19 protein-coding genes and 1 tRNA gene are annotated in these 22,954 nt (G+C 31.6%); 1 reads left to right on the plus strand and 19 read right to left on the minus strand.

Features of this window, described 5'->3' with window-relative positions:
- The first annotated feature begins 655 nt into the window (after positions 1 to 655).
- Entirely contained in the window at positions 656 to 3,115 is a 2,460-nt protein-coding gene (locus ABIN17_06765; protein ID MEO0284750.1) for an SBBP repeat-containing protein, read from the plus strand.
- A 400-nt stretch (positions 3,116 to 3,515) separates the two neighbouring features.
- On the opposite strand, the gene rpoN is transcribed toward ABIN17_06765, so the two are convergent.
- The 19 genes from rpoN to ABIN17_06860 all read right to left on the minus strand — a co-directional run bounded on the left by rpoN (position 3,516) and on the right by ABIN17_06860 (position 22,926).
- A complete protein-coding gene (gene rpoN / locus ABIN17_06770; GenBank protein MEO0284751.1) occupies positions 3,516 to 4,889 on the minus strand; it encodes an RNA polymerase factor sigma-54 in 1,374 nt (457 codons plus the stop codon).
- Positions 4,886 to 5,605 (minus strand): LPS export ABC transporter ATP-binding protein, encoded by a 720-nt coding sequence (lptB, locus tag ABIN17_06775; protein MEO0284752.1) that lies wholly within the window; start codon positions 5,603 to 5,605, stop codon positions 4,886 to 4,888. The genes rpoN and lptB overlap by 4 nt, the downstream gene beginning before the upstream one ends.
- Complete coding sequence (locus tag ABIN17_06780; protein MEO0284753.1) at positions 5,602 to 6,477, minus strand: OstA-like protein; 876 nt, start codon at positions 6,475 to 6,477, stop codon at positions 5,602 to 5,604. The genes lptB and ABIN17_06780 overlap by 4 nt, the downstream gene beginning before the upstream one ends.
- On the minus strand, positions 6,474 to 7,004 hold the full coding sequence (gene lptC, locus ABIN17_06785) for an LPS export ABC transporter periplasmic protein LptC (GenBank protein ID MEO0284754.1): 531 nt from the start codon (positions 7,002 to 7,004) through the stop codon (positions 6,474 to 6,476). Before lptC ends, ABIN17_06780 begins: the two co-directional genes overlap by 4 nt.
- Positions 6,953 to 7,567 (minus strand): lysophospholipid acyltransferase family protein, encoded by a 615-nt coding sequence (locus ABIN17_06790; GenBank protein ID MEO0284755.1) that lies wholly within the window; start codon positions 7,565 to 7,567, stop codon positions 6,953 to 6,955. Before ABIN17_06790 ends, lptC begins: the two co-directional genes overlap by 52 nt.
- A gap of 207 nt (positions 7,568 to 7,774) precedes the next feature.
- Entirely contained in the window at positions 7,775 to 8,749 is a 975-nt protein-coding gene (locus tag ABIN17_06795; GenBank protein ID MEO0284756.1) for a KpsF/GutQ family sugar-phosphate isomerase, read from the minus strand.
- A gap of 2 nt (positions 8,750 to 8,751) precedes the next feature.
- On the minus strand, positions 8,752 to 9,294 hold the full coding sequence (gene thpR / locus ABIN17_06800) for an RNA 2',3'-cyclic phosphodiesterase (GenBank protein ID MEO0284757.1): 543 nt from the start codon (positions 9,292 to 9,294) through the stop codon (positions 8,752 to 8,754).
- Entirely contained in the window at positions 9,291 to 9,497 is a 207-nt protein-coding gene (locus tag ABIN17_06805; GenBank protein ID MEO0284758.1) for a hypothetical protein, read from the minus strand. Before ABIN17_06805 ends, thpR begins: the two co-directional genes overlap by 4 nt.
- Positions 9,498 to 9,554: 57 nt before the next feature.
- Positions 9,555 to 11,924, minus strand: a complete 2,370-nt coding sequence (locus tag ABIN17_06810) for a YfhO family protein (protein MEO0284759.1) — start codon at positions 11,922 to 11,924, stop codon at positions 9,555 to 9,557.
- Positions 11,921 to 13,492 (minus strand): alkaline phosphatase family protein, encoded by a 1,572-nt coding sequence (locus ABIN17_06815; protein ID MEO0284760.1) that lies wholly within the window; start codon positions 13,490 to 13,492, stop codon positions 11,921 to 11,923. The genes ABIN17_06810 and ABIN17_06815 overlap by 4 nt, the downstream gene beginning before the upstream one ends.
- A gap of 11 nt (positions 13,493 to 13,503) precedes the next feature.
- Positions 13,504 to 13,577, minus strand: a tRNA-Val gene (locus tag ABIN17_06820).
- Between the two features lie 53 nt (positions 13,578 to 13,630).
- The gene (gene hdrA2, locus ABIN17_06825) at positions 13,631 to 16,090 is read right to left on the minus strand and encodes a CoB-CoM heterodisulfide reductase HdrA2 (GenBank protein ID MEO0284761.1); all 2,460 of its coding nucleotides are present in this window, start codon (positions 16,088 to 16,090) and stop codon (positions 13,631 to 13,633) included.
- A gap of 15 nt (positions 16,091 to 16,105) precedes the next feature.
- Positions 16,106 to 16,888 (minus strand): heterodisulfide reductase-related iron-sulfur binding cluster, encoded by a 783-nt coding sequence (locus ABIN17_06830; GenBank protein MEO0284762.1) that lies wholly within the window; start codon positions 16,886 to 16,888, stop codon positions 16,106 to 16,108.
- A 2-nt stretch (positions 16,889 to 16,890) separates the two neighbouring features.
- Positions 16,891 to 17,313, minus strand: a complete 423-nt coding sequence (locus tag ABIN17_06835; GenBank protein ID MEO0284763.1) for a 4Fe-4S dicluster domain-containing protein — start codon at positions 17,311 to 17,313, stop codon at positions 16,891 to 16,893.
- Entirely contained in the window at positions 17,310 to 17,885 is a 576-nt protein-coding gene (locus tag ABIN17_06840) for a 2-oxoacid:acceptor oxidoreductase family protein (GenBank protein ID MEO0284764.1), read from the minus strand. The genes ABIN17_06835 and ABIN17_06840 overlap by 4 nt, the downstream gene beginning before the upstream one ends.
- A gap of 1 nt (position 17,886) precedes the next feature.
- Positions 17,887 to 18,738 carry a thiamine pyrophosphate-dependent enzyme gene (locus tag ABIN17_06845; GenBank protein ID MEO0284765.1) on the minus strand — a complete coding sequence of 284 codons (852 nt, stop codon included), beginning with the start codon at positions 18,736 to 18,738 and terminating at the stop codon, positions 17,887 to 17,889.
- 13 nt (positions 18,739 to 18,751) lie between these two features.
- A complete protein-coding gene (locus tag ABIN17_06850) occupies positions 18,752 to 19,894 on the minus strand; it encodes a 2-oxoacid:acceptor oxidoreductase subunit alpha (protein ID MEO0284766.1) in 1,143 nt (380 codons plus the stop codon).
- Positions 19,891 to 20,178 carry a 4Fe-4S binding protein gene (locus ABIN17_06855; protein MEO0284767.1) on the minus strand — a complete coding sequence of 96 codons (288 nt, stop codon included), beginning with the start codon at positions 20,176 to 20,178 and terminating at the stop codon, positions 19,891 to 19,893. Before ABIN17_06855 ends, ABIN17_06850 begins: the two co-directional genes overlap by 4 nt.
- A gap of 174 nt (positions 20,179 to 20,352) precedes the next feature.
- On the minus strand, positions 20,353 to 22,926 hold the full coding sequence (locus ABIN17_06860) for a S8 family serine peptidase (GenBank protein MEO0284768.1): 2,574 nt from the start codon (positions 22,924 to 22,926) through the stop codon (positions 20,353 to 20,355).
- Between the last annotated feature and the right edge of the window lie 28 nt (positions 22,927 to 22,954).

Below are 22,954 nucleotides of genomic sequence, written 5' to 3' on the forward strand. Positions count from 1 at the left end.
GGGAATTGTCCGTTTATATTTATCTGAGTGCTTTTATGTTCTGAATAAAAACAGAGAAGAGGCAAAAAAATTAATAAAGGAGGCTGAGATTTATTTAGAGAAAAGCAGATGGTACAGGAAAGATAAAATTCTTGAATATTTAAAAAAATTAAAAAGACAAAAATTTTTTAATTAATGAAAAATTTTAAAGAGATATTAGATAATTTGAAAAGTAGATTAAAAATACTTAAAGATTAAAATATGAAAAAGAAAAAAAGTTTAAAAAATAATTATAGAGAGGAAAAATTGAGGGAAATTATCAAATTTTTTGAAAAATATGGCGACAAGGCAACAAAGGATGCTTTTGGAGTTTAGAAGGATTGCTGTATATTTATGGAAAAAGAAATTTAGGGAATCGCAAAGGTAAAATAGAATCCCTTATTCCTAAATCAAGAGCACCTATAAGGAGAAGACAAAGACTTTTTATCCTGAAATAGTTGAATTTATAAAAAGGGTAAGGTTGGAAATATCCCAGAAGGGGGGATGATAATCTATAAGGTGCTTCTTTTTTTTAAAGATAAATTTTGGTATTCTAAATTAGCTTGACAAAAACTTTTTTTTAATATAATATAAAAATTATTTCAAAATTAAAATTAAAACAAAAGGAGGTTATAAAATGAAAAAAGCGGTAGCAATGCTCTTAGCGATAATAGGGTTTTATGCCCTTGAAGGTAATCAATTTAGTATTCCGGAAGAACTTTTGAAAAGCTGGACGACTGATTATATAGGATTTGAAAAAAATCTTGGGCAGATTCAGAATTTTGAAGGAGAATTTGCAAAAGAGGTTCTTTTAAGGGCAAAACTTCCTGGACTTGGTATATTCATTACAGAAAAAGGAGCTTCTTATGTAATTTATTCAAAAGAAAAATATGCAAGGATTGATGTTGATCTTTTAAATGCAAATATAAAAGAAGAGAATATAGAGTTTGAGGATCCTTTACCAGGTTATACAAACTATTATCTTTCTTCTTGTCCTGATGGTATTCTTGGTGTTATAACTTATAGAAAAGTGAGGATAAAAGAGATTTATCCTGGTGTGGATTGGGTATGGAGATATGAAGATGGAAAAATGCATCATGAGTTTATGGTTCAGCCTTATGCTGATATAAGTATAATAAAGATGAAATTTAGATGGTCTGATTATGAGATTAAGGAAGGGAATAAGGAGATTATTTTTAGGACACCAATTGGAGTTATAGTGGATGGACCTATTTTTTCTTATGAAGGGGAAAAAAGGGTAAAAAATTTTGTGGATGTTTCTTACAGAATTAATAATGATAAAACAATTTCTTTTGATGTTAAAGACTATCTTATGGAAGAACCCCTGATTATTGATCCACCCCTTTCACTTCTATGGGCAACATACTACGGAGGAGGGGATGCGGATGGAGGCCTTTCAATTACAACAGATGGCTCAGGTAATATATTTTTAACAGGAAACACTGGATCATCAGATTTCCCAACCTATGACCCAGGTGGTGGTGCATATTTTCAGGGAACAATTGCAGGAGGTTATGATTTATTTATTTTAAAGTTTACAAATTCTGGTGTAAGGCAATGGGTAACATACTACGGAGGAGGTAGTAATGAGTTAGGCTCTTCAATTACAACAGATGGCTCAGGTAATATATTTGTAACAGGATACACTTGGTCAGCAAATTTCCCAACCTATGATCCGGGTGGTGGTGCATATTTTCAGGGAACAAATGCAGGAGGTTATGATGTATTTATTTTAAAGTTTACAAATTCTGGTATAAGGCAATGGGCAACATACTACGGAGGAATTTATGATGATTATGGCTATTCAATTACAACAGATGGCTCAGGTAATATATTTGTAACAGGATGGACTCAATCAACAAATTTCCCAACCTATGATCCAGGTGGTGGTGCATATTTTCAGGGAACATATGCAGGAGGTTCTGATGTATTTATTTTAAAGTTTACAAATTCTGGTGTAAGGCAATGGGCAACATACTACGGAGGAACGCATTATGATGAAGGCTATTCAATTACAACAGATGGCTCAGGTAATATATTTGTAACAGGAAGGACTTATTCAACAAATTTCCCAACCTATGATCCAGGTGGTGGTGCATATTTTCAGGGAACATATGCAGGAGGATTGTATGATGTATTTATTTTAAAGTTTACAAATTCTGGTGTAAGGCAATGGGCAACATACTACGGAGGAAGTAATTTTGATTTAGGCTTTTCAATTACAACAGATGGCTCAGGTAATATATTTGTAACAGGATACACTGGATCAACAAACTTCCCAACCTATAATCCAGGTGGTGGTGCATATTTTCAGGGAACAATTGCAGGAGGTTTGGATTTATTCATTTTAAAGTTTACAAATTCTGGTATAAGGCAATGGGCAACATACTACGGAGGAAGTAGTCATGAGTTAGGCTATTCAATTACAACAGATGGCTCAGGTAATATATTTGTAACAGGAAGGACTTTATCACCAGATTTCCCAACCTATGATCCAGGTGGTGGTGCATATTTTCAGGGAACATATGCAGGAGGTTGGGATGTATTTATTTTAAAGTTTACAAATTCTGGTATAAGGCAATGGGCAACATACTACGGAGGAGGGGGTGATGATTATGGCTATTCAATTACAACAGATGGCTCAGGTAATATATTTGTAACAGGAAGGACTTTATCACCAGATTTCCCAACCTATGATCCAGGTGGTGGTGCATATTTTCAGGGAACAAATGCGGGGAATGGTGATGTATTTATTTTAAAGTTTGAAAGTGGTTTACTTGGTGAGGTGGATTTACGACCTAAAAAACCAAAACCTCCTTTTGAATATAATGTTTTCTATGTCTTACAAAATCCAAAGTCCCTTGTTTTAGTTTTTGATATTAAAAACCCCTGTGAAATATCTTTGAATTTTTATAGTGAAAATGGTTCATTAATTGAAAAAAGAGAATATGGACCTATTCCAAAGGGAATGCACCGAATTGAAATAAAAAAGAACGAGATAAATAAAAATATCTACTTTTTAAAAGTAAATTTTGGAGAAAAAACAGAAACAATAAAAATTTTGAATATTGAATAAATTTTAAATCCACAGGAGGGACTTAAACTCTACTGAAAAATTTTATATGGTAGCCGCACCCTTCAGGGTGCGTTAAATTAATTCTCTGGTTGTATTTCGAAGGCTAAAGCCTGCGCCTATTATTTTTTGAAAATCTTCAGCTGGGGAGTCACACCTTTTAAGGTATAAAGTAAAGCATTTTTAGAATATTATTTCTATTATGCCTCATATCTCCCTCACCCTTAATTTTCAAAAAAACAAAGACTTTATAATTTTATGATAGGTTTTATAATTTTATGGTAGCGAAATATTCTTTTTCTTAATAATCTTTTGGGGAATTGAACTTTTAAACCTTTTCCTTTAATTATAACACAAAAAAAATTAATGTCAAATTTTCCAAAAATTTTATTAAGAATCTATTTCAGATTTTTTTTCTTTTATCATAACTTTCTATTTTCATTTCCTTTCTCAATTTGCAAACCTCTCTCCTTGTTATATCAATACCTTTTTCAAACTTTATTATTCTCCTTATTTCCTCATCAGTTAAAGGAGAATCTGGTAATTCTTTATCTATTAACTCTTTTATAATTTTTTTTACTTCATCCCTATCAAAAGTTTCTCCCCTTTTTGTCCTTAATCCCCTCGGAAAGAAAAACTTTAATTCAAAAATTCCTCTCGGTGTCGCCACATATTTACCTGTTATAATTCTATGCAAGGAAGAAACAGAAATGTTAAGCTTTTTTGAGGCATCTGTCTGCGATATCGGTTTTAATTTACCCTCTGAACTTATTAAAAAATCTCTTTGATATTCAATAATAAAATTCAAAACCTTTTCAATCCTTCTTCTTCTTTCATTCAAAAGTTCAAAAAGTTCCATTGCTTTTCTTACATAATCCTTTATAAACTTTTTAACCTCATAAGGTGTATTCTCATCCTCAAGCATCTTTAAATAAGTATGATTCAACCTTATTTCAGGAATAATATCTTTAACCTCCTCATATACAAGCTCATTATCCCTCAATTTTATCACATATTCAGGCATAACATACTCGGGTTCCTCCTCTGAATAAATACGGCCCGGTCTCATATTGAGCTTCCTTATCAATATTAAAGCTTCCTCAACCTCTAAAACACTTTTTTTAAGCTTGGCAGCAATCTCCTCTTTTGGTTTACTCAAAATATCAAAATGATTCTTAACAATTTCATAAGCAAGAGTATCCTCCATTTTTCTTACTTCAAGTTGACATAAAAGAGCTTCCCTTATATCTCTTGAACCAACTCCAAGAGGATCAAGTTTCATTATCTCCTTTCTTATTTCTTCAAGTTTAAATCTATCAACTTTTAATTCTTCTGCAACTTTATCAAGGTCCTCTACTATAAATCCATCACTATTTATATAATCAATAAGTTTTAAAGCTATATCTCTATCTTCTTCATTCCTAAATGCAAACTCTATCTGAAAACTTAATCTCTCATAAAGGGAAGGACCTTTAGAAGGGATTAGTGATAAATAATCTTCTTCTTCCTCTTCCTCTATCCTTCTTCTCTTTTCATAATAATCTGGCTCTGAAAAAATTTGAAAGAACTCTTTTAATTCAAAATCATCTCTTTCTCTCTCCACTCCTTTAACTCTTTTTTCCCTTTTTTCAAGTAAAAAATTATTCTCTATCTCATGATTTAAATATTCTCTTAATTCAAGAAGATTCAAAGAGCATACTTTTGCTATCTGTAATAATCTCGGGATAAGAATGGGTTTTAATCTTAAATCCTGCCTTAATTTAATTTCTTCCTTCATAGTTTAAATTTTTCCCCAAGATAAACCTTTCTAACAGTTTCATTATTCACAAGTTCTTCAGATTTTCCGGAAATTAAAACCTTACCTTCATATATTATGTAAGCTCTATCGGTAATTTCAAGTGTCTCCCTAACATTATGGTCAGTTATTAAAACTCCTATATCCTCATTTTTTAAAGATAAAATAATAGTTTGTATCTCTTCTCTTGTTTTTGGATCTATCCCTGTAAATGGCTCATCAAGTAATAAAAACTTAGGCTGAAGAACAAGAGATCTTGCCACCTCAAGACGCCTCCTCTCACCTCCTGAAAGCATATAGGCTTTGGAATCCTTCAAATGAAAAATTCCCATCTTTTTTAAAACTTCTTCTGTTTTTTCTTTAGCAACACTATTTTTATATCCCCTCATCTGAAGAATTCCATAAACATTATCAAAAACACTTAATTTTCTAAAAACTGAAGGTTCCTGTGGCAAATAGATAATACCCATTCTTGCTCTTTTATACATCGGTAAATCCGTTATATCAATATCACCAATAAAAACTCTACCCTCATTTGGTTTTATAACACCTGAGATCATATAAAAAGTTGTTGTTTTTCCAGCACCATTAGGACCAAGAAGTCCTACAATTTCGCCTTTTTTTAATTCAATAGAAATATTATTTACAACTCTTCTTCTTTTATAAATTTTTACAAGCCCCTCTGTTTTCAAAATCATCTTTTTATCTCCCCTTCAATTTTTTTTCCTCCTGAAACCTTTTCCACCCTTAAAGAATCATCAAGAGAAATGTCAAGAAAATCAGAATAAAGATAAAGGGTATCCTTTTTTTCTGAAACAGTCTTTAGAAAACTTTTATCCTTTGAAAGAATCCTTTTTAATCTTTTATTTTCAAGAAATACCTCAATATTTTTACCCTCTAATTTACTATCTCTTGCAAAAAGCTCTGGTTTTTTTCCTTTAAGTTTAATAATATCACTTTCCCATAACAGTGTGTCACAAAATCCATTAAAATCTTTGGAAATAATATTCACATTTTCTGTGATTAAAAAAGTTTTATTTAAAATTAAAAGTCTTTTACCCTTTATATCAACTGTGTCCTTTTTCTCAAAAATTTTAATACCTATAAGAGAATCAATTTTTCCCTTTTTTTTATTAATTAAATAAACCATTTTAAATCCTTCTATTTCAATATTTCTTATTTTGTCTTTTATTGAAACTTTTTTATCAGCAAAAGCAGAATCTTTTAAGTCACTGTAAAAAACTTTATCTGTTTTTATCATATATGTATCACTTTCTATCTTTACATTTTTTTCAAAAATTGCAAAAGAATTTATAAAATTATAAAAAACCTTATCTGAAAAAATATTCAATTTTCTGGATTCAACTTTAATATTCTTATAAAGATAGGCAGAATCAAGATTCTCACTTTCAAAAAGTAAGGCAGAATCAGCTTTAATTTCAAAATTTTCACCCTTAAGAGTACAATTACCCTTTGCATTTATAATCCTTCCCTTTTCATAAACTTCAACCCATACTTCACTTGCACTGTAATTTATTTCTGAAAAAAGTATATATAAAAAAATTATCATTTTGAAATTCCTTCAACTTTACCAAATATCTTTATTTTTTTGAAGGGCTTTTTACTCTCAAAACCTTTTCCTCTTATATATTTTCCCTTCTGAAATAACTTACATTCAGTATCACTCTTTATAATACCCTCATTAAAATCATACAGTAAATAAGAAGTCCAGAGGGTATCACCCTCATAATTAAAGAGTTTAACATTACCCTTTAATTCCACATTTCCTTTTTCTGAATAATTTCCAGAATCTGCCTTAATGTATACGTTTTTAATCCCTTTATCATAAATAATGATATCAAGTTTTTTAGCTTTTAAAATTTTTTCCTTTGAGACAATATCTTCTGAAAAAAGTTCAAATAATTTATCCTTTTCCTTATATTCAATAATTTTAACTTTTTTAATCTCTTCAAGGTCTTCATCTATTTTAATTTCTTCCTTTTTATTCTCCTCTGAACAGGAAAAAAATAATATAAAAAAAATCATCAAAATCTTTGATGTATCCATACCCATTGCCATGGTTTTCTTCTTATCCATTTTTCAAATTTATTATAAATATTCTGTAAATCATATTTTAAATTATAACTCAAAGTAAAATCTTCAATATAAATAATTTCCTTTCCTTTTTCAATTTCACATCTCATCAAAATAACTTCAGGATTAATTTTATAAGCAATTTCAAGTGGACCCGAAGGTGCTTCAACTTTTTTTCCAAAAAAATCAACCTTTATTCTTTTAGAACCCTGCTTTTGATCCATAAGAATCCCAACAGCATAACCTTTCTTTAGTTTTTTAACAAGACTAAAAGTATTTTCAGGATGAACTATCTCTGTTCCATAATTTTTTCTTATGCTGTTTATAAAATTATCAATAAAGTCAGTATATACTTTTGATGCAAGAACACACACAGGAATCTTTTTTAAAGAAAAGTAAGCTGGGATTATTTCCCAGAAACCCATATGAAGTGTAAGACCAAGCACTCCTCTTTTCTTTTCTATTTTGTTCTTAAGAATATCAAAATTAATAACCTCTGTATTTTTTAAAATAAAATCTTCATTTTTATTCTTCATTTTAATGAATTTTAAAAGACCATAAGTCATGAAACAAAAATTCTTCCATAAAATTTTCTTTTTGAATTTTGCTATCTCAAGATTTTTAATTCCTATTTTTCTAAATCTTGAAAGAAAAAAATAAAAAAATAAAGATAAAAATTTATGAAATTTTAAAGGATAATAAAAAAAAAATTTTTGTTAAGGTTATAATTAAAAGTGAAATTAAAAATCTTTTAAATCTTTTATAAACTTTTCTCAAATTACATTAGCTTTCATAAGATCATGTAAATGAATAACTCCTATTGGTTTATTTGCTTCATCCACAACTATAAGAGCTGTTATCTTATACTCCTCCATCTTTTTTGCTGCTGTATACGCAAGAGCATCAGGACTTATAATTTTGGGGTTTGTTGTCATAACTTCGTATGCCTTATAGCTAAAAATTTTTTCCCAGCTCTTCTCAAGCAATCTTCTTAAATCACCATCAGTTATAACTCCAATTACTTTTCCATCATCATCCACAACACTTGTAATACCCCTCTTTTGTGTCATTTCAATTATCACATCCTTCATAGGTGAATCCTTGTAAACAATAGGAACATCTTTACCTTTCACCATCATATCCCTTACCTTTAGCCAGAATCTTTTTCCAATAACTCCTCCAGGATGAAGAGCAGCAAAATCTTCAGCTTTAAACTTTTTCTGTTCCATAATTACAATTGCAAGAGCATCTCCTACTGCAAGAAAAACTGTGGTACTAACAGTTGGAGCAAGGTCATAGGGACAGGCTTCTTTTTCTATTGGAATATAAAGCAATATATCGGCAGCCTTTGCAAGTTCGGAATCCTTATTTGCAGTCATTGCGATTAAAGGAATGTTCTTTCTTTTAAAGAAAGGAAGAAGTATCTGAAGTTCATCAGTTTGACCACTTTTGGAAATAAAAAAAGCAGTATCATCTTTAGAGACAACTCCTAAATCTCCATGAAGAGACTCTGAAGGATGTAAATAAAGAGCTGGTGTACCGGTGGATGTAAAAGTAGCTGCTATTTTTTTGCCGACAATTCCTGATTTTCCCAAACCAGAAACTATTAATTTACCCTTTGTATTAAGTATGAGTTCAACTGCCTTTACAAACTCTTCACCTATAAGATTAACAATTTTTTCAATTCCTTTTGCTTCAAGTTTTAAAACTTCCCTTGCTCTTGAAATAATATTGTGTTTTTCAACCATTTTTACCTCCGGAAAGGAAAATATTTTAAAATTTTATATGAAGGACCTTCTCTTTTCAAAATACTCTCGTATAATGAGAAACCTTCAATATCCAGCTTAAGCTCAAGGGGTTTTAAATCAGGTAAACTTTCAAACTCTCTCAATCTTGCAAGTGTAATATGGGGATGATATTTTCTTCTTTCTCTTTCAAAATTTAGATGTGCAAGTTTGTTATCTAGCAACTCAAAAACCCTCTCAATTTTCTCTACTTCCTTCACAGAAAGAAAAAAAACTCTTGCTTTTTTTATGTCAGGAAAACCTCCAAATTCATAAGTATAAAGAGAGAAAATATTAAAAGTAGATGCTACTTCTTCACCAACTTTTTCAAGTTTTTCTATTAAATCTTCACTAACATTTCCTAAAAATTTTAATGTTATGTGGTAGTTTTCTTTTTGAACCCATTTATAATTTTTTTTTAAAAGTTTATTTTTATTGAGATATTCAAAAATTTTTTCCTTAATTTCCTCTTTAAGGGGAATTCCGAAAAAAAGCCTCAATTTATTCAAAATTCTTCCTCTTCCTCTTCCTCATCGTATTCAAAAAATTCTTCCTCTTCTTCTTCCTCTTCATCTTCAAGAATTGTATCCTCAAAATCAGAATCCTCTATGTATTCATCCTCTTCAGAAAACTCATGACCACATTCAAGACAGTAAAAGTACCCTTTTTCAATTTCTTCCACCTTCATTGACCCGCATTCAGGACAAATCATATTTTCTCCTCCTTTTATACAAAAAGGGGGTTGAACCCATTTTTTAAAAGATTAATTTTACCTTTTAAAAATGAAAAGTGCAAGTAAAAGCACTACTAAAAATGTAAATAGCAAATTAAGAAAAATTCCTATATAATGAAATTTGGAACCAAACTTGAAAACTATTTCATGCTCACCTTCAGGAACTAAAAGACCTATAAAGCCGTAATTGAGAGGGAAAACTTCCTTTTTCTCTCCATCAATGTAAGCATTCCATCCCTTATGATAATTCATAGAAAAGATAAGTATAGAATTTTTACTTATATTTATTTTAATCCTGTATAAATCAGGCTTTTTTTCAATAATTTCTAAGCTTTTTAAAAAAACAGGGGTACTTTCAAAATCTCTGTAATTCTTTGGTAAAAAATTTTTTTCAATTACTGCGAAAGAATCAGCATAATTTTTTTCAATTATAAGAGAAAGTGCTTCCTCAGGTGAATTAGCAACATAAAATTTATTTCTTAAATAAAATCTTCCAAAATCTTTTTTATTTTCAAAAATATAGTATTTCTTACCTTTAAAAATAAGTTCCATATCCTTTGTATAATCCAACAAAAACTTAACTATACTTTTCTCCCTGCCCCTTAAAATTGTTGTATCCATTGGGAAAATTGGCAATATTATATATTTTATATTAATTAAATTCAAAAGATTTCTGTTTTTAATCAAATTCTGTGGATTAAACATAACCGACTCACCTGCACCTATAAAATCCTGATACCTTTTAAGGGGGTTACCCACATATCCTCCTGCATCCTCAATCCCATAAATTGTTAAAATACCATCATTATCATGTTCATAAAAGTTAGGTAAATAAAAAACTCTGAAAAAGCCTTTATCTTTTTCTAAAAAATTTATAACTTCATCCTTCTGTATATATTCTTTAAGTTCCGTTGATTTTAAAAATTTCGGTCTCAAAAATATAAAAACCTCAAAAAAAGTAATAAGGGGGAAAATAAGAAATAACACTTCTTTTTCCAGATTGATTTTTATAACATAAAAGATAATATAAACAAAAATAAGTTCGAAAATTAGAATGTAAATGTTTCTAACAAACAAGCTCATTGCTTTATCAAAGGCAAATAATTTTTGATTTATTTCTCCTCTTTCTAATGGGTAATTGTTTATAATATCTCTAAATAGGTTTCTAAGAGAAGAGAAAAAAACAAGAAAAAGAATAAATAAAATTAAAAAAATCAAAAAAAAGTATTTTACTCTTTTATCATTGAAATTTTCACTTAAATAAGAAAGTCCTATTGCTGAAAGGGTTACAAGGCAAAAGGTGGTTAAAAAAAATATGTTTGATGGTCCCCTGAATTTACTGATACCTGGAACAATATAATAAAAAATTTTATGGGTGATAAAGTAATTTCCCCAGGAAAAGGTTAAAGTGATAAGGAAGATTACAAAGAAAAAAATTAAATTTTTTTTATCCTTTGAAAAAAAAGCAAATATAAAAAGCATAAAGGGGAAAAGCCCTATATAATAGTGGTTAAGTCTAAAGAAATTTGGACCCCAGTAAGTTTCAAGGAAACCTGTAAAATTTATAAAAATTATATCAAAGGTTTCAAGGGGGAAAAGTGGCCAGCTCGCAGCATACTCATAACCTCTTCCGGCTCCCCTTGCCAGTGCTTTTAGATTTTGTATAACAGGTAAAATATAAGGTGAATAAAGTAAAATTGTGAAAATAATACCGATTAAAGCATAAAAGGTGAGTTTTAATTTATCTATTAATTTTAATTTCCTTGTGAATAAGAGAAAAAAGAAAAATGGGATATAAAGGAAAAAGGAAAAATAAGTAAATTGGAATTGACCACCAAGAAACTGCCATCCTGCAAAATAACCTGCTAAAATAAAAAATAAAAGTCTTTTTCTTTCAACACCAAGTAAAAGAAAATACATAACAAGGGGCAAAAGAGAAGAACTTACAAGCCTATTTAAATGCCCTGCTGATGTGTTTGTTATCAAAATACCTGAAAAAGAGTAAAAGACTCCTGCAATGAAAGCAAATAGCGATTTTATTTTTAATTCCTTTAGAAAAAGATATGTTCCAAAACCTGCTAAAACTGTATAAAAGAAGAAACTGAAATTAAAATGGATATGAGTTGGCAAAAAAAATCTTAGTAATCCTGTAGGTGTGAAAATATCCATCCAGAAGGCTTCTAAAATCGGGTAACCTGCTCTTTCATAGGGAAACCATAGTGGTAAATAGAAGTTTTTAAGGTAATTAGATAACCATTCTCTTGCAACATATCCTCCAAGAAGGTAATCAGACCCTGCTAAAAGTTTTCCTGTTATAAGAGGATCATAAAAATAAATAAGTGATAAGAGGGTATATATAAAAAACACCCTTATTTTTGAATTAAAAAATTTATTTAAATTTTTCATAGGTATCCGAGTCCTTTCAAATGTTCTTTTATAGATTCTTCTTCCTCCTCTTTCAGCTCTTTTACTTTATAAGGTTTATATTCTTTATCAAAAAATTTAATTTTTTCCCTTTCTACTTTTTTTTCAAATAGCTCCTCGCAAATTTTTCCATCCATATCTTTTATAAGGGGTTCGTGAAGAGCATAAAGAAAATTTGGAATTGCATCTAAAAGGGAAAGTTTTGGACCTTTAAAACCCTTTTTAAAAATCTCTCCTTTAAAAATATAAATTCCTTCAAGGTCTCCCATATGATGTCCTCTTATATCTGGTCTTTCCACTATTCTATCAAAGACCTTAGAAGTTAAATTTACATTAATTTTGTATGAAGGAGAAGTGGTATAAACAACTTCAGGCATAAAATCAAAATATGGTCCAAAAAAAATTTCATATTTTGTAAACGCTTTTAAAATGGGTTTTTTATTTACTTCTTCATCAGTAAGTTTCAGAAGTTCTTCTTTAAGTTCAAAGGCGAGCTTTCTTTTTTCCTCTTCATTTTTAAAAAATTTAGGGTTAAAATAAAGTCCAGCATACCAGTTGGCATAAACCTTTGTTTCTTCCCATTCAATTCTCTTTTTCATTTCCTCCCTTGCTATTTTGAATTTTAGTCTTTCAGGAACAAAATTTCTTACAAAACTCATATACTTTAGAGTAAAAACACCAGCCTCATATAAAAATCTTGAAAATTTTCCTCTTATTGTTTTTTTTCTTTTTAAAAGACCTTTTAATTCAAGCCATCTATTTATATAGAAATATCTTTCAGGTGCTTTATGAAATCCATGGTCAGACATTATAAGAATCACTTCAGGTTTTAGTATCTTATACATTTCTTCTATTGCTCTGTCTATTTTTTTAAAATATTCATAAACCTTATTTTCATCATCAAAGAAAAAGTGCATAAAATCATCAAATTCTTTAAAATCTATTATGAAAAAATCGGGATTTTTTTCTTTTAAAAGTTTTAAAGCATAATAAATTCTTCTATCAAGCAAATCATAAAACATTTTTTCAATTTTGGCTCTATCAAGATATTTATCCTTAAATCCAAAACCTGTAGAAAGTTCTGATTTTATTTTATAATCCTTAAGTTCATCTTTTAATTCAGGTGGATAAGTATAATCAATGGCGCCTTTTGGTGTTAAAAAATCAGAAATTAGAAAACCATTAACTTTTTTAGGAGGATAAGTAACAGGAACATTCATAACTCCTACTTTATAGTTAAGCTCGCTTAAATATTCCCAAATAGTCCAGGTTTTAATTTCATTTGCACTTAAAAAATGAGACCTTGAGAAGGCTTCAGGATCAAATCCTTCTGATTTTATTAGAAAAGGACCGATTTTAGCAGGATTTTTACCTGTGTAAAAACAGGGCCATGCTATCATTGTATAGGGCGGTATAGTTGTTTCAAGTATTCCAAAAACTCCTTCTTCAATCAGTTTTCCTGTGAAGAGGAGTTTTTTTTCAGTAAACCATTTTGAAAATAAGTGGTATGGGGCACCATCAAGACCGATTATAAGGGATTTTTTTCTCAAATTTTTTTAAGTGGGCGGGCGAGGATTTGAACCTCGGGCCTCCGGCTTGTAAAGCCGACGCTCTCACCATCTGAGCTACCCGCCCGCAAGGTAGATATTATAATTAAAAGGAATATGATAAGTAAATAAATTATTACTTTATACTGTTATTGTTTCCTTTTTTAAAGATAAGAGCAATTTTTTATATTTTTCAGGTGTTTTAAATTGAGTAAGTGCTTCTTTTGTTTTTTCAATTTCTTCTTTAGTTACAGTTTTTACAATTTCTGCCATCTCCTTCATTTTATTTGCAAACTGAATTCCCTCTGCAGCTGAGAACCAATCCAGCTGAACCCTTTCTTTTCTTATTCCAATTCTCTCAAGTCGCTTCATCAAATTTTCATATCTTCTTTTTGTATTTAAATTTGCATAGTTATAATGACAATCTCCTATATGACAACCAGACCATAAAACTGCTCCAGCACCTTTTTTAAGAGCATGAATAATAAAATCTGGTTTTACCCTCGCTGAACACATTGTTCTTATTATTCTTGAATTCGGTGGATACTGGAATCTTGAAACACCAGCAAGGTCTGCACCAGCATAAGAACACCAGTTACAGGCAAAAACAAGAACTTTATTCTCAGGTTCTTCTTCAAGTAAGGCATCAATCTGAGCATAAATTGCTTCATCAGGGAAATGCCTCATATCAATTGCTTCAGAAGGACACTCAGCACCACATGCACCACAACCAGCACAGGAGGCCTCAATTAATTTTGGAACATTCCTTTCTTCCTTACTCCATATCCAGGCACTGTAAGGACAAACATTAGCACACATTCCACACTTTTTACAAACATCAGGATCTATAACAGGTGTTAAAGCCTCAACAGTCACTTCTCCTTTTGCCATCAAAATTCCTGCCCTTGCCGCTGCAGCAGAAGCCTGAGTTACACTATCCTTTATATCCTTTGGACCCTCAGCACAACCTGCAAGAAAAACACCTCCTATTGCAGTATCAACTGGTTTTAATTTAGGATGAGACTCAAGATAAAAACCATCCTCTGATAAACTTAAAGCAAGCTTTTTCTGAATTTCTTCCCTGTCCCTTCTTGGAATTAAACCAACTGAAAGTATCACCATATCAGCTTCAAGCTCAACAATTTTCGATAACAGAGTATCTTCTGCATAAATTTTTAACCGTTTATCTTCTAATTCTTCAACTCTTGAAGGTAAACCCCTTACATATACAACACCTTCCTCCTTACTCCTTCTGAAAAGATCTTCAAATCCCTTACCAAAAGCCCTTATATCCTGATAAAAAACATATATCTGGGTTTCTGGCCAGTGTTCCTTAATTAAAAGAGCATCCTTCACTGTATTCATACAACAAACATTTGAACAGTATTTATTATTCCTTAAATCCCTTGAACCAACACACTGAATAAAGGCAACAACCTTTGGAATTTTACCATCAGAAGGTCTTATAAGTGTTCCTTTTGTGGGACCTGCTGAATTTATAAGCCTTTCAAATTCAAGAGAGGTTATAACATTTTCATAAATTCCGTAACCATAATCATGATTTTCCCTCGGGTCATAAACATCCATACCTGTCGCTATTATTATTGTCCCAACATCAATTTCAACAACTTCATCCCTATCATTGAAATTTATTGCCTTCTTTTCACAAGCTGTTATACACTCCTCACATACTATTGTTCCTTTTTTAATGTTTAAACATAAATTTGGGTCTATTATATACTGGGTAGGAACTGCCTGAGGAAAGGGAATGTATATAGCCTTCCTTGTAGCCATTCCAACATCAAATTCATTGGGAAATTCATTAGGACAGACTTTTGAGCACTCACCACAGGCAGTGCATTCTTTTGTTACATACCTTGCCTTTTTCAAAATTTTAACATGGAAATTTCCAATATAACCTGTTATTTCTTTAACAATAGAATTAGTGTATATTTTTATGTTAGGATGTCTACCTGCCTCTGCCATTTTAGGAGCAAGAATACATATTGAACAATCCATTGTGGGAAATGTTTTATCAATTTGAGCCATTCTACCACCTATTGAAGGCTCCTTTTCCACCATAAATACCTCATATCCTGTATCTGCAAGATCAAGAGCAGCTTGAATTCCAGCCACTCCTCCACCAATAACAAGTGCTTTTTTAATAATAGGAACTTTTGCTTCCTTCTGGGGTTTTAAAAATCTTGCTCTTGAAACTGCTGCCCTTACAAGATCTTTTGCTTTTTCTGTTGCTTCCTTCCTTTCGTAAAGATGAACCCACGAACAGTGTTCCCTTATATTGGCCATTTCTAAAAGATATTTATTCAATCCAGCCTCTTCAATTGTCTTTCTAAAGGTTGGCTCATGTAATCTTGGAGAACAGGATGCAACAACTACTCTATTTAATTTGTATTCTTTAATATCATTTTTTATCATCTCCTGTCCCGGATCAGAACAGGTGTACTTATAATCTCTTGCTATAACCACATTTGGTAAAGTTGATGCAAATTTTGCAACCTCAGCACAATCAACACTACCTGCAATGTTTAAACCACAATGACATACATAAACTCCTATTCTTATTTCTTCGTTATTATTCATAATTTTCCCCTCCTTTTATATAGAAAAAGGTTTTATTCTGTGAAATTCAAATCCTATGTTTTCCTTATCAAGTCCAAGAGAATAAGCAAGAAGTTCAAAATAAAAGTAGATAGGTACTTCCCTTTTATCATTTGCTAAAACATTCTCAAACTGTGAAAAACAAGAAGGACATATAACAACAATACCATCAACATTTTTAAATTCATCTATTCTTTTTCTTGCAAGGGAAAAGGAAAGATCCTTATCTGTTATAAAATTGGGTAAACCACAACAGCTTTCTGTCCCTCCAACCGCTTCAGCTCCAAGAAGCTCAACCATTTCTTTTAAAACATTAACTTCCTTTAACTCCTTAAATTCAGTTAAAGTGAGAAAGGACGGTCTTTTGAAATGACAACCCTCATGTATTCCAAATCTTTTTCCCTTTAAGGGATTTATTATTTTATTTTTTATTTCTTCTTTTTTATTTTTCCAAAGTGTATATAGAAGGTGCTCTACAGGAATTGATTTACCATTAAAGAAAGTCTTTTTAACTGTAAAAAGTGTTTCAAAACATCCATTACATATCGTTACAAGTTTAGAACCAAGATTTTTTGCAATTTCTAAATTTCTTACTCCTTTTTCTTTCCACTCCTTGTAGGACAACGATCTTACCCAAACTGGATCAGGACAGCAAGAAAATTCATCACTCATTTTAAATTCAATATTGAGTTTCTGTAAGATAAACCTTGTTGAATAATCAAAGCCTGGAAATTTTCTTGAAGCAAGACAACCTGGAAAATATACAAGGGTTTCCTTCATTTTTACCCCCTTGTTTTAACTTCAACCATATAAGTTTCTATCCATTTTTTTGCTCTTGGGGAAAGAGGAACAGAAAATCCTTCTTTCCTTACACTTTCAAGCTCCTGTAAGGGTAATTTAGGAGCATAGCCCTTTTCAGTTGCTTTTGTTCTCAGGTAAACTATAAGTTCTACAAAATTAATCTTCTGTGGACAGTTTTCAGCACACTCATAACAGGTTGTGCACCTCCATATATCATCTAATTTCAAAACATCCTCAGCACCTATATTTACCATTTCAATAATTCTTCTTGGATTAAACTTTTCAGGTTCAATATTAAAAAGAGGACAGAAAGAAGAACACTTTCCACATTGATAACACATTAAAATCTTATGCTCACCAAGTTCCCTATTAACTTCTTCCTTAAAAAATGGATTTAGTTTCATTTTTTTACCCCTGCTTTTAAAACTTCTTCTGCAAGGTTTATACCAAGTTCAAAAGCTTTAATATTTACTTCTGCATAATCTTTTTTAACAGAAGCTTTTATTGATTTTTTTAATGCTTCTTCAGAACATACCCCTGTAATCCTATGAAGAGCACCAAGCATAATAGAGTTTGCTACAAGTTTATTACCAAGTTCTTCTGCCTTTCTTGTTGCAGGAATAGGGTATAATTCCAAATCCTTTCGATCTAAATTTAAGGTAACAAGGTCTGAATCGTAAATTAAAATTCCATTTTTTTTAATTTTATTTGCATAGACATTCAAAGCTTCCTGTGACATACAAACAAGAACATCAGGCTCGGTAACTTTCGGATAGGAAACCATTTCAGAAGGATTATCTGAAATAACAACTCCTGATGAACAGGCACCACCTCTTGCTTCAGGTCCGTAACTCTGTGTCATTGAACTATTCCTTCCTTCAAATACAGTTATAGCCTGACCAAGAATATAACCGGATAAAACTATCCCCTGACCCCCAAAACCGGCAAATTGTATTTCCTTTATATTCTTTTCCATTTTAAACCTCCTTAATTTTTTCTAAATTTTCTTTTAAAATTTCAATATAAGAAGGCTTTTCTATTTCTACAAATTCTCCCACAATTATATTTCCACCCCTGAAGGAAAGCTCAGCTTCTTTCGGATCAACTCTATTTTTTATAACACTCTTTTCCTTATAGTATTTCATTTCATCAATCGCTTCTCCAATTTTGTTAGGTCTTCCAAAACCAGTTGGACAGGGTGAAATAACTTCAATGAAAGAAAAACCCTTTCTTCTTAAAGCTTTTTTAATACTCTGTCTTAAATAATAGGGATGAAGAACTGTCCATCTGGCAACAAAAGTCGCTCCTGCTGATGCTGCAAGATAAGGTAAATTAAAGGGATACTCAAAATTTCCATAAGGGGTTGTAGTCGTTATTGCTTCATGAGGGGTTGTAGGACCAAATTGTCCCCCTGTCATTCCGTAATTAAAATTATTTACACATATACAAATAAGATCAAAGTTTCTTCTTGCAGCATGAATAAAATGATTTCCACCAATAGAGATTAAATCCCCATCACCTGAAAAAACAATAACCTTCATATTAGGTTTTGCTATCTTAAGCCCAATTGCAAAGGGAATCGCCCTTCCGTGGGTGGTATGATATGAATCTACTTTAACATAACCTGCAACTCTTCCTGAACATCCAATTCCACTTACTATAGCAATTTCCTTAGGATCAAGATTTAATTCTTCAAAAGCATAAAGCATTGAACTCATTGCTATACCAATACCACAACCTGAACACCATATATGAGGCCACCTATCCTCTCTTATCCACTTTGAAAGATGATGTTTAACTTCCTTTTCTTTTTTTATTTCCACTTTCATCTTTTTCCTCCTTTTATTTTTCCTTTACTTTTTCAATAATTTCATAAGGCGTAATTAAATCTCCACCAAGTTTATTAACCCCAACAACAGGTAAATTGGATTTTATTGCCTTCAATACCTCACCTTTTATTTGTCCTGAATTTATTTCTGGTACTATAATTTTTGACACTTTTCTTGAAAGCTCTTCTATTCTCTCATAGGGGAAAGGCCATATGGTAATTAAGCGGAAAAGACCTGCTTTAATCCCCTCTTTTCTTAATATTTGAACAGCCTTTAATGAACTTCTTGCAGTAATACCGTAGGATACTAAAAGAATTTCAGCATCATCTGTTTCTATTTCTTCATATTTTATAATTTTTTCTTTATTCTTCTGAATCTTATCAATCAGTCTCCTTACAAGTCTTTCATGTGCTTCACCTGTAATATCAGGATATCCCCTTTCATCATGAGTCAAACCTGTCATATGAACAAAATAACCCTCTCCCGCAAGTGCCATTTTAGGAACAAGATTTCCATCACCTTTATAAGGCAAGTATTCCTCTGGTGAAACATCGGGTTTTTCTCTTTCAACAATTTTTATTTCCTTTTCATCAGGAATAACAACTTTTTCCCTCAGATGACCTACTGCTTCATCTGCGAGAATTATAACAGGAATTCTATATTTTTCAGCTGTATTAAAGGCTTCAACTGTTAAGTCAAACATTTCTTGGCACGAATTGGGAGCATAAGCAACAATTTCGTAATCACCATGGGAACCCCATTTTGCCTGCATTACATCTCCCTGACCTACAAGGGTCGGAAGCCCTGTTGAAGGAGCACCTCTTTGAACATTGACAATCACACAAGGAACTTCAAGCATAACAGCAAGTCCTATATTTTCCATCATAAGGGACATTCCTGGACCTGATGTTGCAGTCATGGATTTTAATCCACCGCATGAGGCTCCGATAATAGCAGCCATGGAGGCAAGTTCATCTTCCATCTGAATATAAACTCCTCCGAATTTGGGAAGTCTTCTTGCTATCCATTCTGCAATTTCGGTTGAAGGGGTAATAGGGTAACCTGCAAAAAATCTGCATCCAGCAGCTATTGCTCCCTCAGCACAGGCATGGTCACCAAGCATATAATGAGTGCCTGTTAAAATCTTAGTTTTCATTTTTCTACCTCCACTTTTTCAACAACAATTGCAAACTCAGGACAAACTCTTTCACAGAAAGAACAACCTGTGCAGTTTTCAGGATTAAATACCGGAGGATGATAGCCCTTTGAATTTAATTTATCTGATTTTGTAAGGGAATTTGTAGGACAAAATTCTATACAAAAAGAACAACCCTTACATAAGTCTTCAAGTATTATAACATTGCCCTTTCTTTTTTTTATTTCCTTATAATCAAGGGGGGTTCTCCAAAAGGGCTCTGAATTTTTTTTATATTTATCCATTTTCTTCCCTCCTAAAAGATTAATTATAAAAAACAAAAATTGTTATTTTTAATAAAATAGTTAAAATTCATGACGGAAAATAATAATTACAAAAAAGAAAATAAATAAAATCTATATTATTTCTAAATTTAAATATTTAAACAAATTATCTTAATTAATTTTTTAATCTGAACTTTACCTGTAAACCACAAATTTTTTCTTTAGGCTATATTTATTACCCTCAATGGCTAAAAAGTATACACCTTTTTTTATATCCTCAGGGATTTTTATTTTTAAACTTGAAACTCCATATTTAAGATCTACCTTCAAAAGTGATTTTTTTCTTCCTGCTTCATCAATAATATTAAAATCAACCTCTGAATCAAAAGGATTTGATAAAATTAAATTTATCTCCCTATCTAAAAGTGAAAACTTCAAAATTTCAAACTCCTTTTTTCCTTTGTATTTTATTTTTACTGGTCCATAAATTATTTCTTCCCCTGATGAAAGTTTCGCCATAAAGGTATATGTATAAATTCTTTCACTTTCAACATCCCTATCAAGATATTCAAAATAATTTTCATTATTTAAAAATCCACTAAAAATAACCTTTTCTTCCCCATTTACTTTTCTAACCAACTTACCACTTACTCCTCTTTCCTCCCCAAAATTAACTATTATCTTTACACCCTCAACTGTCTCAACAAGTTGCATAAGAGATAAATAAGAACCCGTCTGTGAGTAAAACCTTACATCACCTGTAATTGCAATTGAAAATCTCTGTCCGTTTGTTCCAGGCTGAGGTATATTTGTTCCATAAACAACTATCTTATAAACCCCATTCACAACAAGCATTGAAGGAGAAAGATGGATTACTTCAACATTATTTACATTATCTGGTGTGCCTCCAGATTGTGAAACTCTGTTTGTTCTATCAATATTATTTCCCCAATATACTAAGTTATTTGGATCCACCATTTTTAAGTCAATATTATTAACTATACTCCCGGTTGAATTTGCTGCTGATGGATAATCTGTATAGGTAAGAACAATTCTCAATGGGTCAAGATTATTTATAACTTTAATCCAGAAACTATCCTTTGCCCCTGTTGTTAATGAGCCCTCTCTTACAAGAAGAGTATCAGAACTGTTTTTAATTCCAAAAGAATTCCTTAAATTCACCCTTCCCCAACCCACATCGTTACTTGGCCACCCATAATCAGGACCTGGATTTGGCTCACCTGTTCCTAAAACAAATTGTGTCCCGGCAAGTAGAACTGCTTTAATTAAAGAAGCAGGTGGAGATATATATCCAAAATATGTTATTAACCACTGTCTTGTGAGTAAAGCAGATCCAGCAACAACAGGTGTTGCCATACTTGTTCCTTCAAAAGGATTACCCTGAATTCCGCACTGAGTTCCATTATCTGCTGAATTTGTATAACCATTAAATCTATCATCCCCACCACATGCCATAATATCCGGTTTCCACCTTCCGCTTTGTGTAGGACCTTCGGAAGAATAATAGGCTTTTACTTCCTGATTCGGCGCACGAGCAAGAGAACCAACGGTTATAATATTTTTCGCAGTTGCATTATTACTGATATTTTGAGCATTTGATTGTCCTGCACTTGATGCATTTCCTGCAGCAAATAAAATAAGAAAATCAGGATAATCCCACATAAAAAGGTCTTCATCACGAGCATAACTATCATAACTATTTGTTCCTCCACCCCAGGAATTTGTATGAACCCTTGCCCCATTATTATAAGCATCCTGAAATGCAGGATAGATCGGATCAGGAACAGCATCAAGGGAACCCATAAGACAATTCTGGGTACTCGTTGTCTGAACATCCTGGACATAAATCCTTGCTCTTGGAGCCATACCTTTATATGCCTGGTTTGGACTTATATTATCATCACCGCCTGCAGCAGTTCCTGCAACATGTGTGCCATGCCCTGTGGTACATCCATCAGTATTATCTCCATATGCTCTGTACCCAACAATTTTATTTCCTCCAGGAACTGTCCCATTGAAAAAACAATGATTTACATCAACACCGCTATCCATAATACAAAGAATCTGATTCTCACCACGAATTCCTTTTCTCCATATTAAAGTATCTACCTGCACATTTGTCTGATGAACCCATCTATTTGCATCATTTAAAATAAATTTTTCTGTATACGGAACTATCCATTTTACCTCTGGAATCTGTGCTATTTCCTCAATATAAATAGGGTCTACATGTATAATTAACCTCAATATTCTTGTTATATTTCTTAAATCAGCTATTTCAATTATTTCAGCACCGAAATTTTCTTTAATAAAATTTGCAACATAATCAACATCCGCATCAAGAAAAAGCTCTACTTCAAGATATCTCCATGGATCATTTCTGAGCTCAGGTGTTTTGTATTGAACAGTATATACTGAGGGATGGATTTTAAAAGCAGGTTGATAGAGAAAAAGGGCTCTTATATTATTGGGCTTATCAGAAGACAAAAAATTATAGATATTTTCTCCTTTAAACTTAACTAAATAGGTATAATCACTGTAATATTCTTCAATTTTTATACCAAGATTCTCAAGATAATTCCTCTGAGAAAGAGTAATAGGTCCATTAAACTGAATAAAACCATAAAACCCTGCTTCACTTATTGTTCTATAATAAGGCTTTTCATAAACCCAGCCTGGTAAACCCTTTAGGGGATCAAACTCCCCCTGCGCCAGTTTTATTGTAAATGAAAATATCAAAAAAAACATATTTAACACAAAAATTTTAGGAATTGGA

The sequence above is a fragment of the candidate division WOR-3 bacterium genome, from assembly GCA_039803925.1.
Taxonomy (GTDB): Bacteria; Hydrothermota; Hydrothermia; order Hydrothermales; family JAJRUZ01; genus JBCNVI01.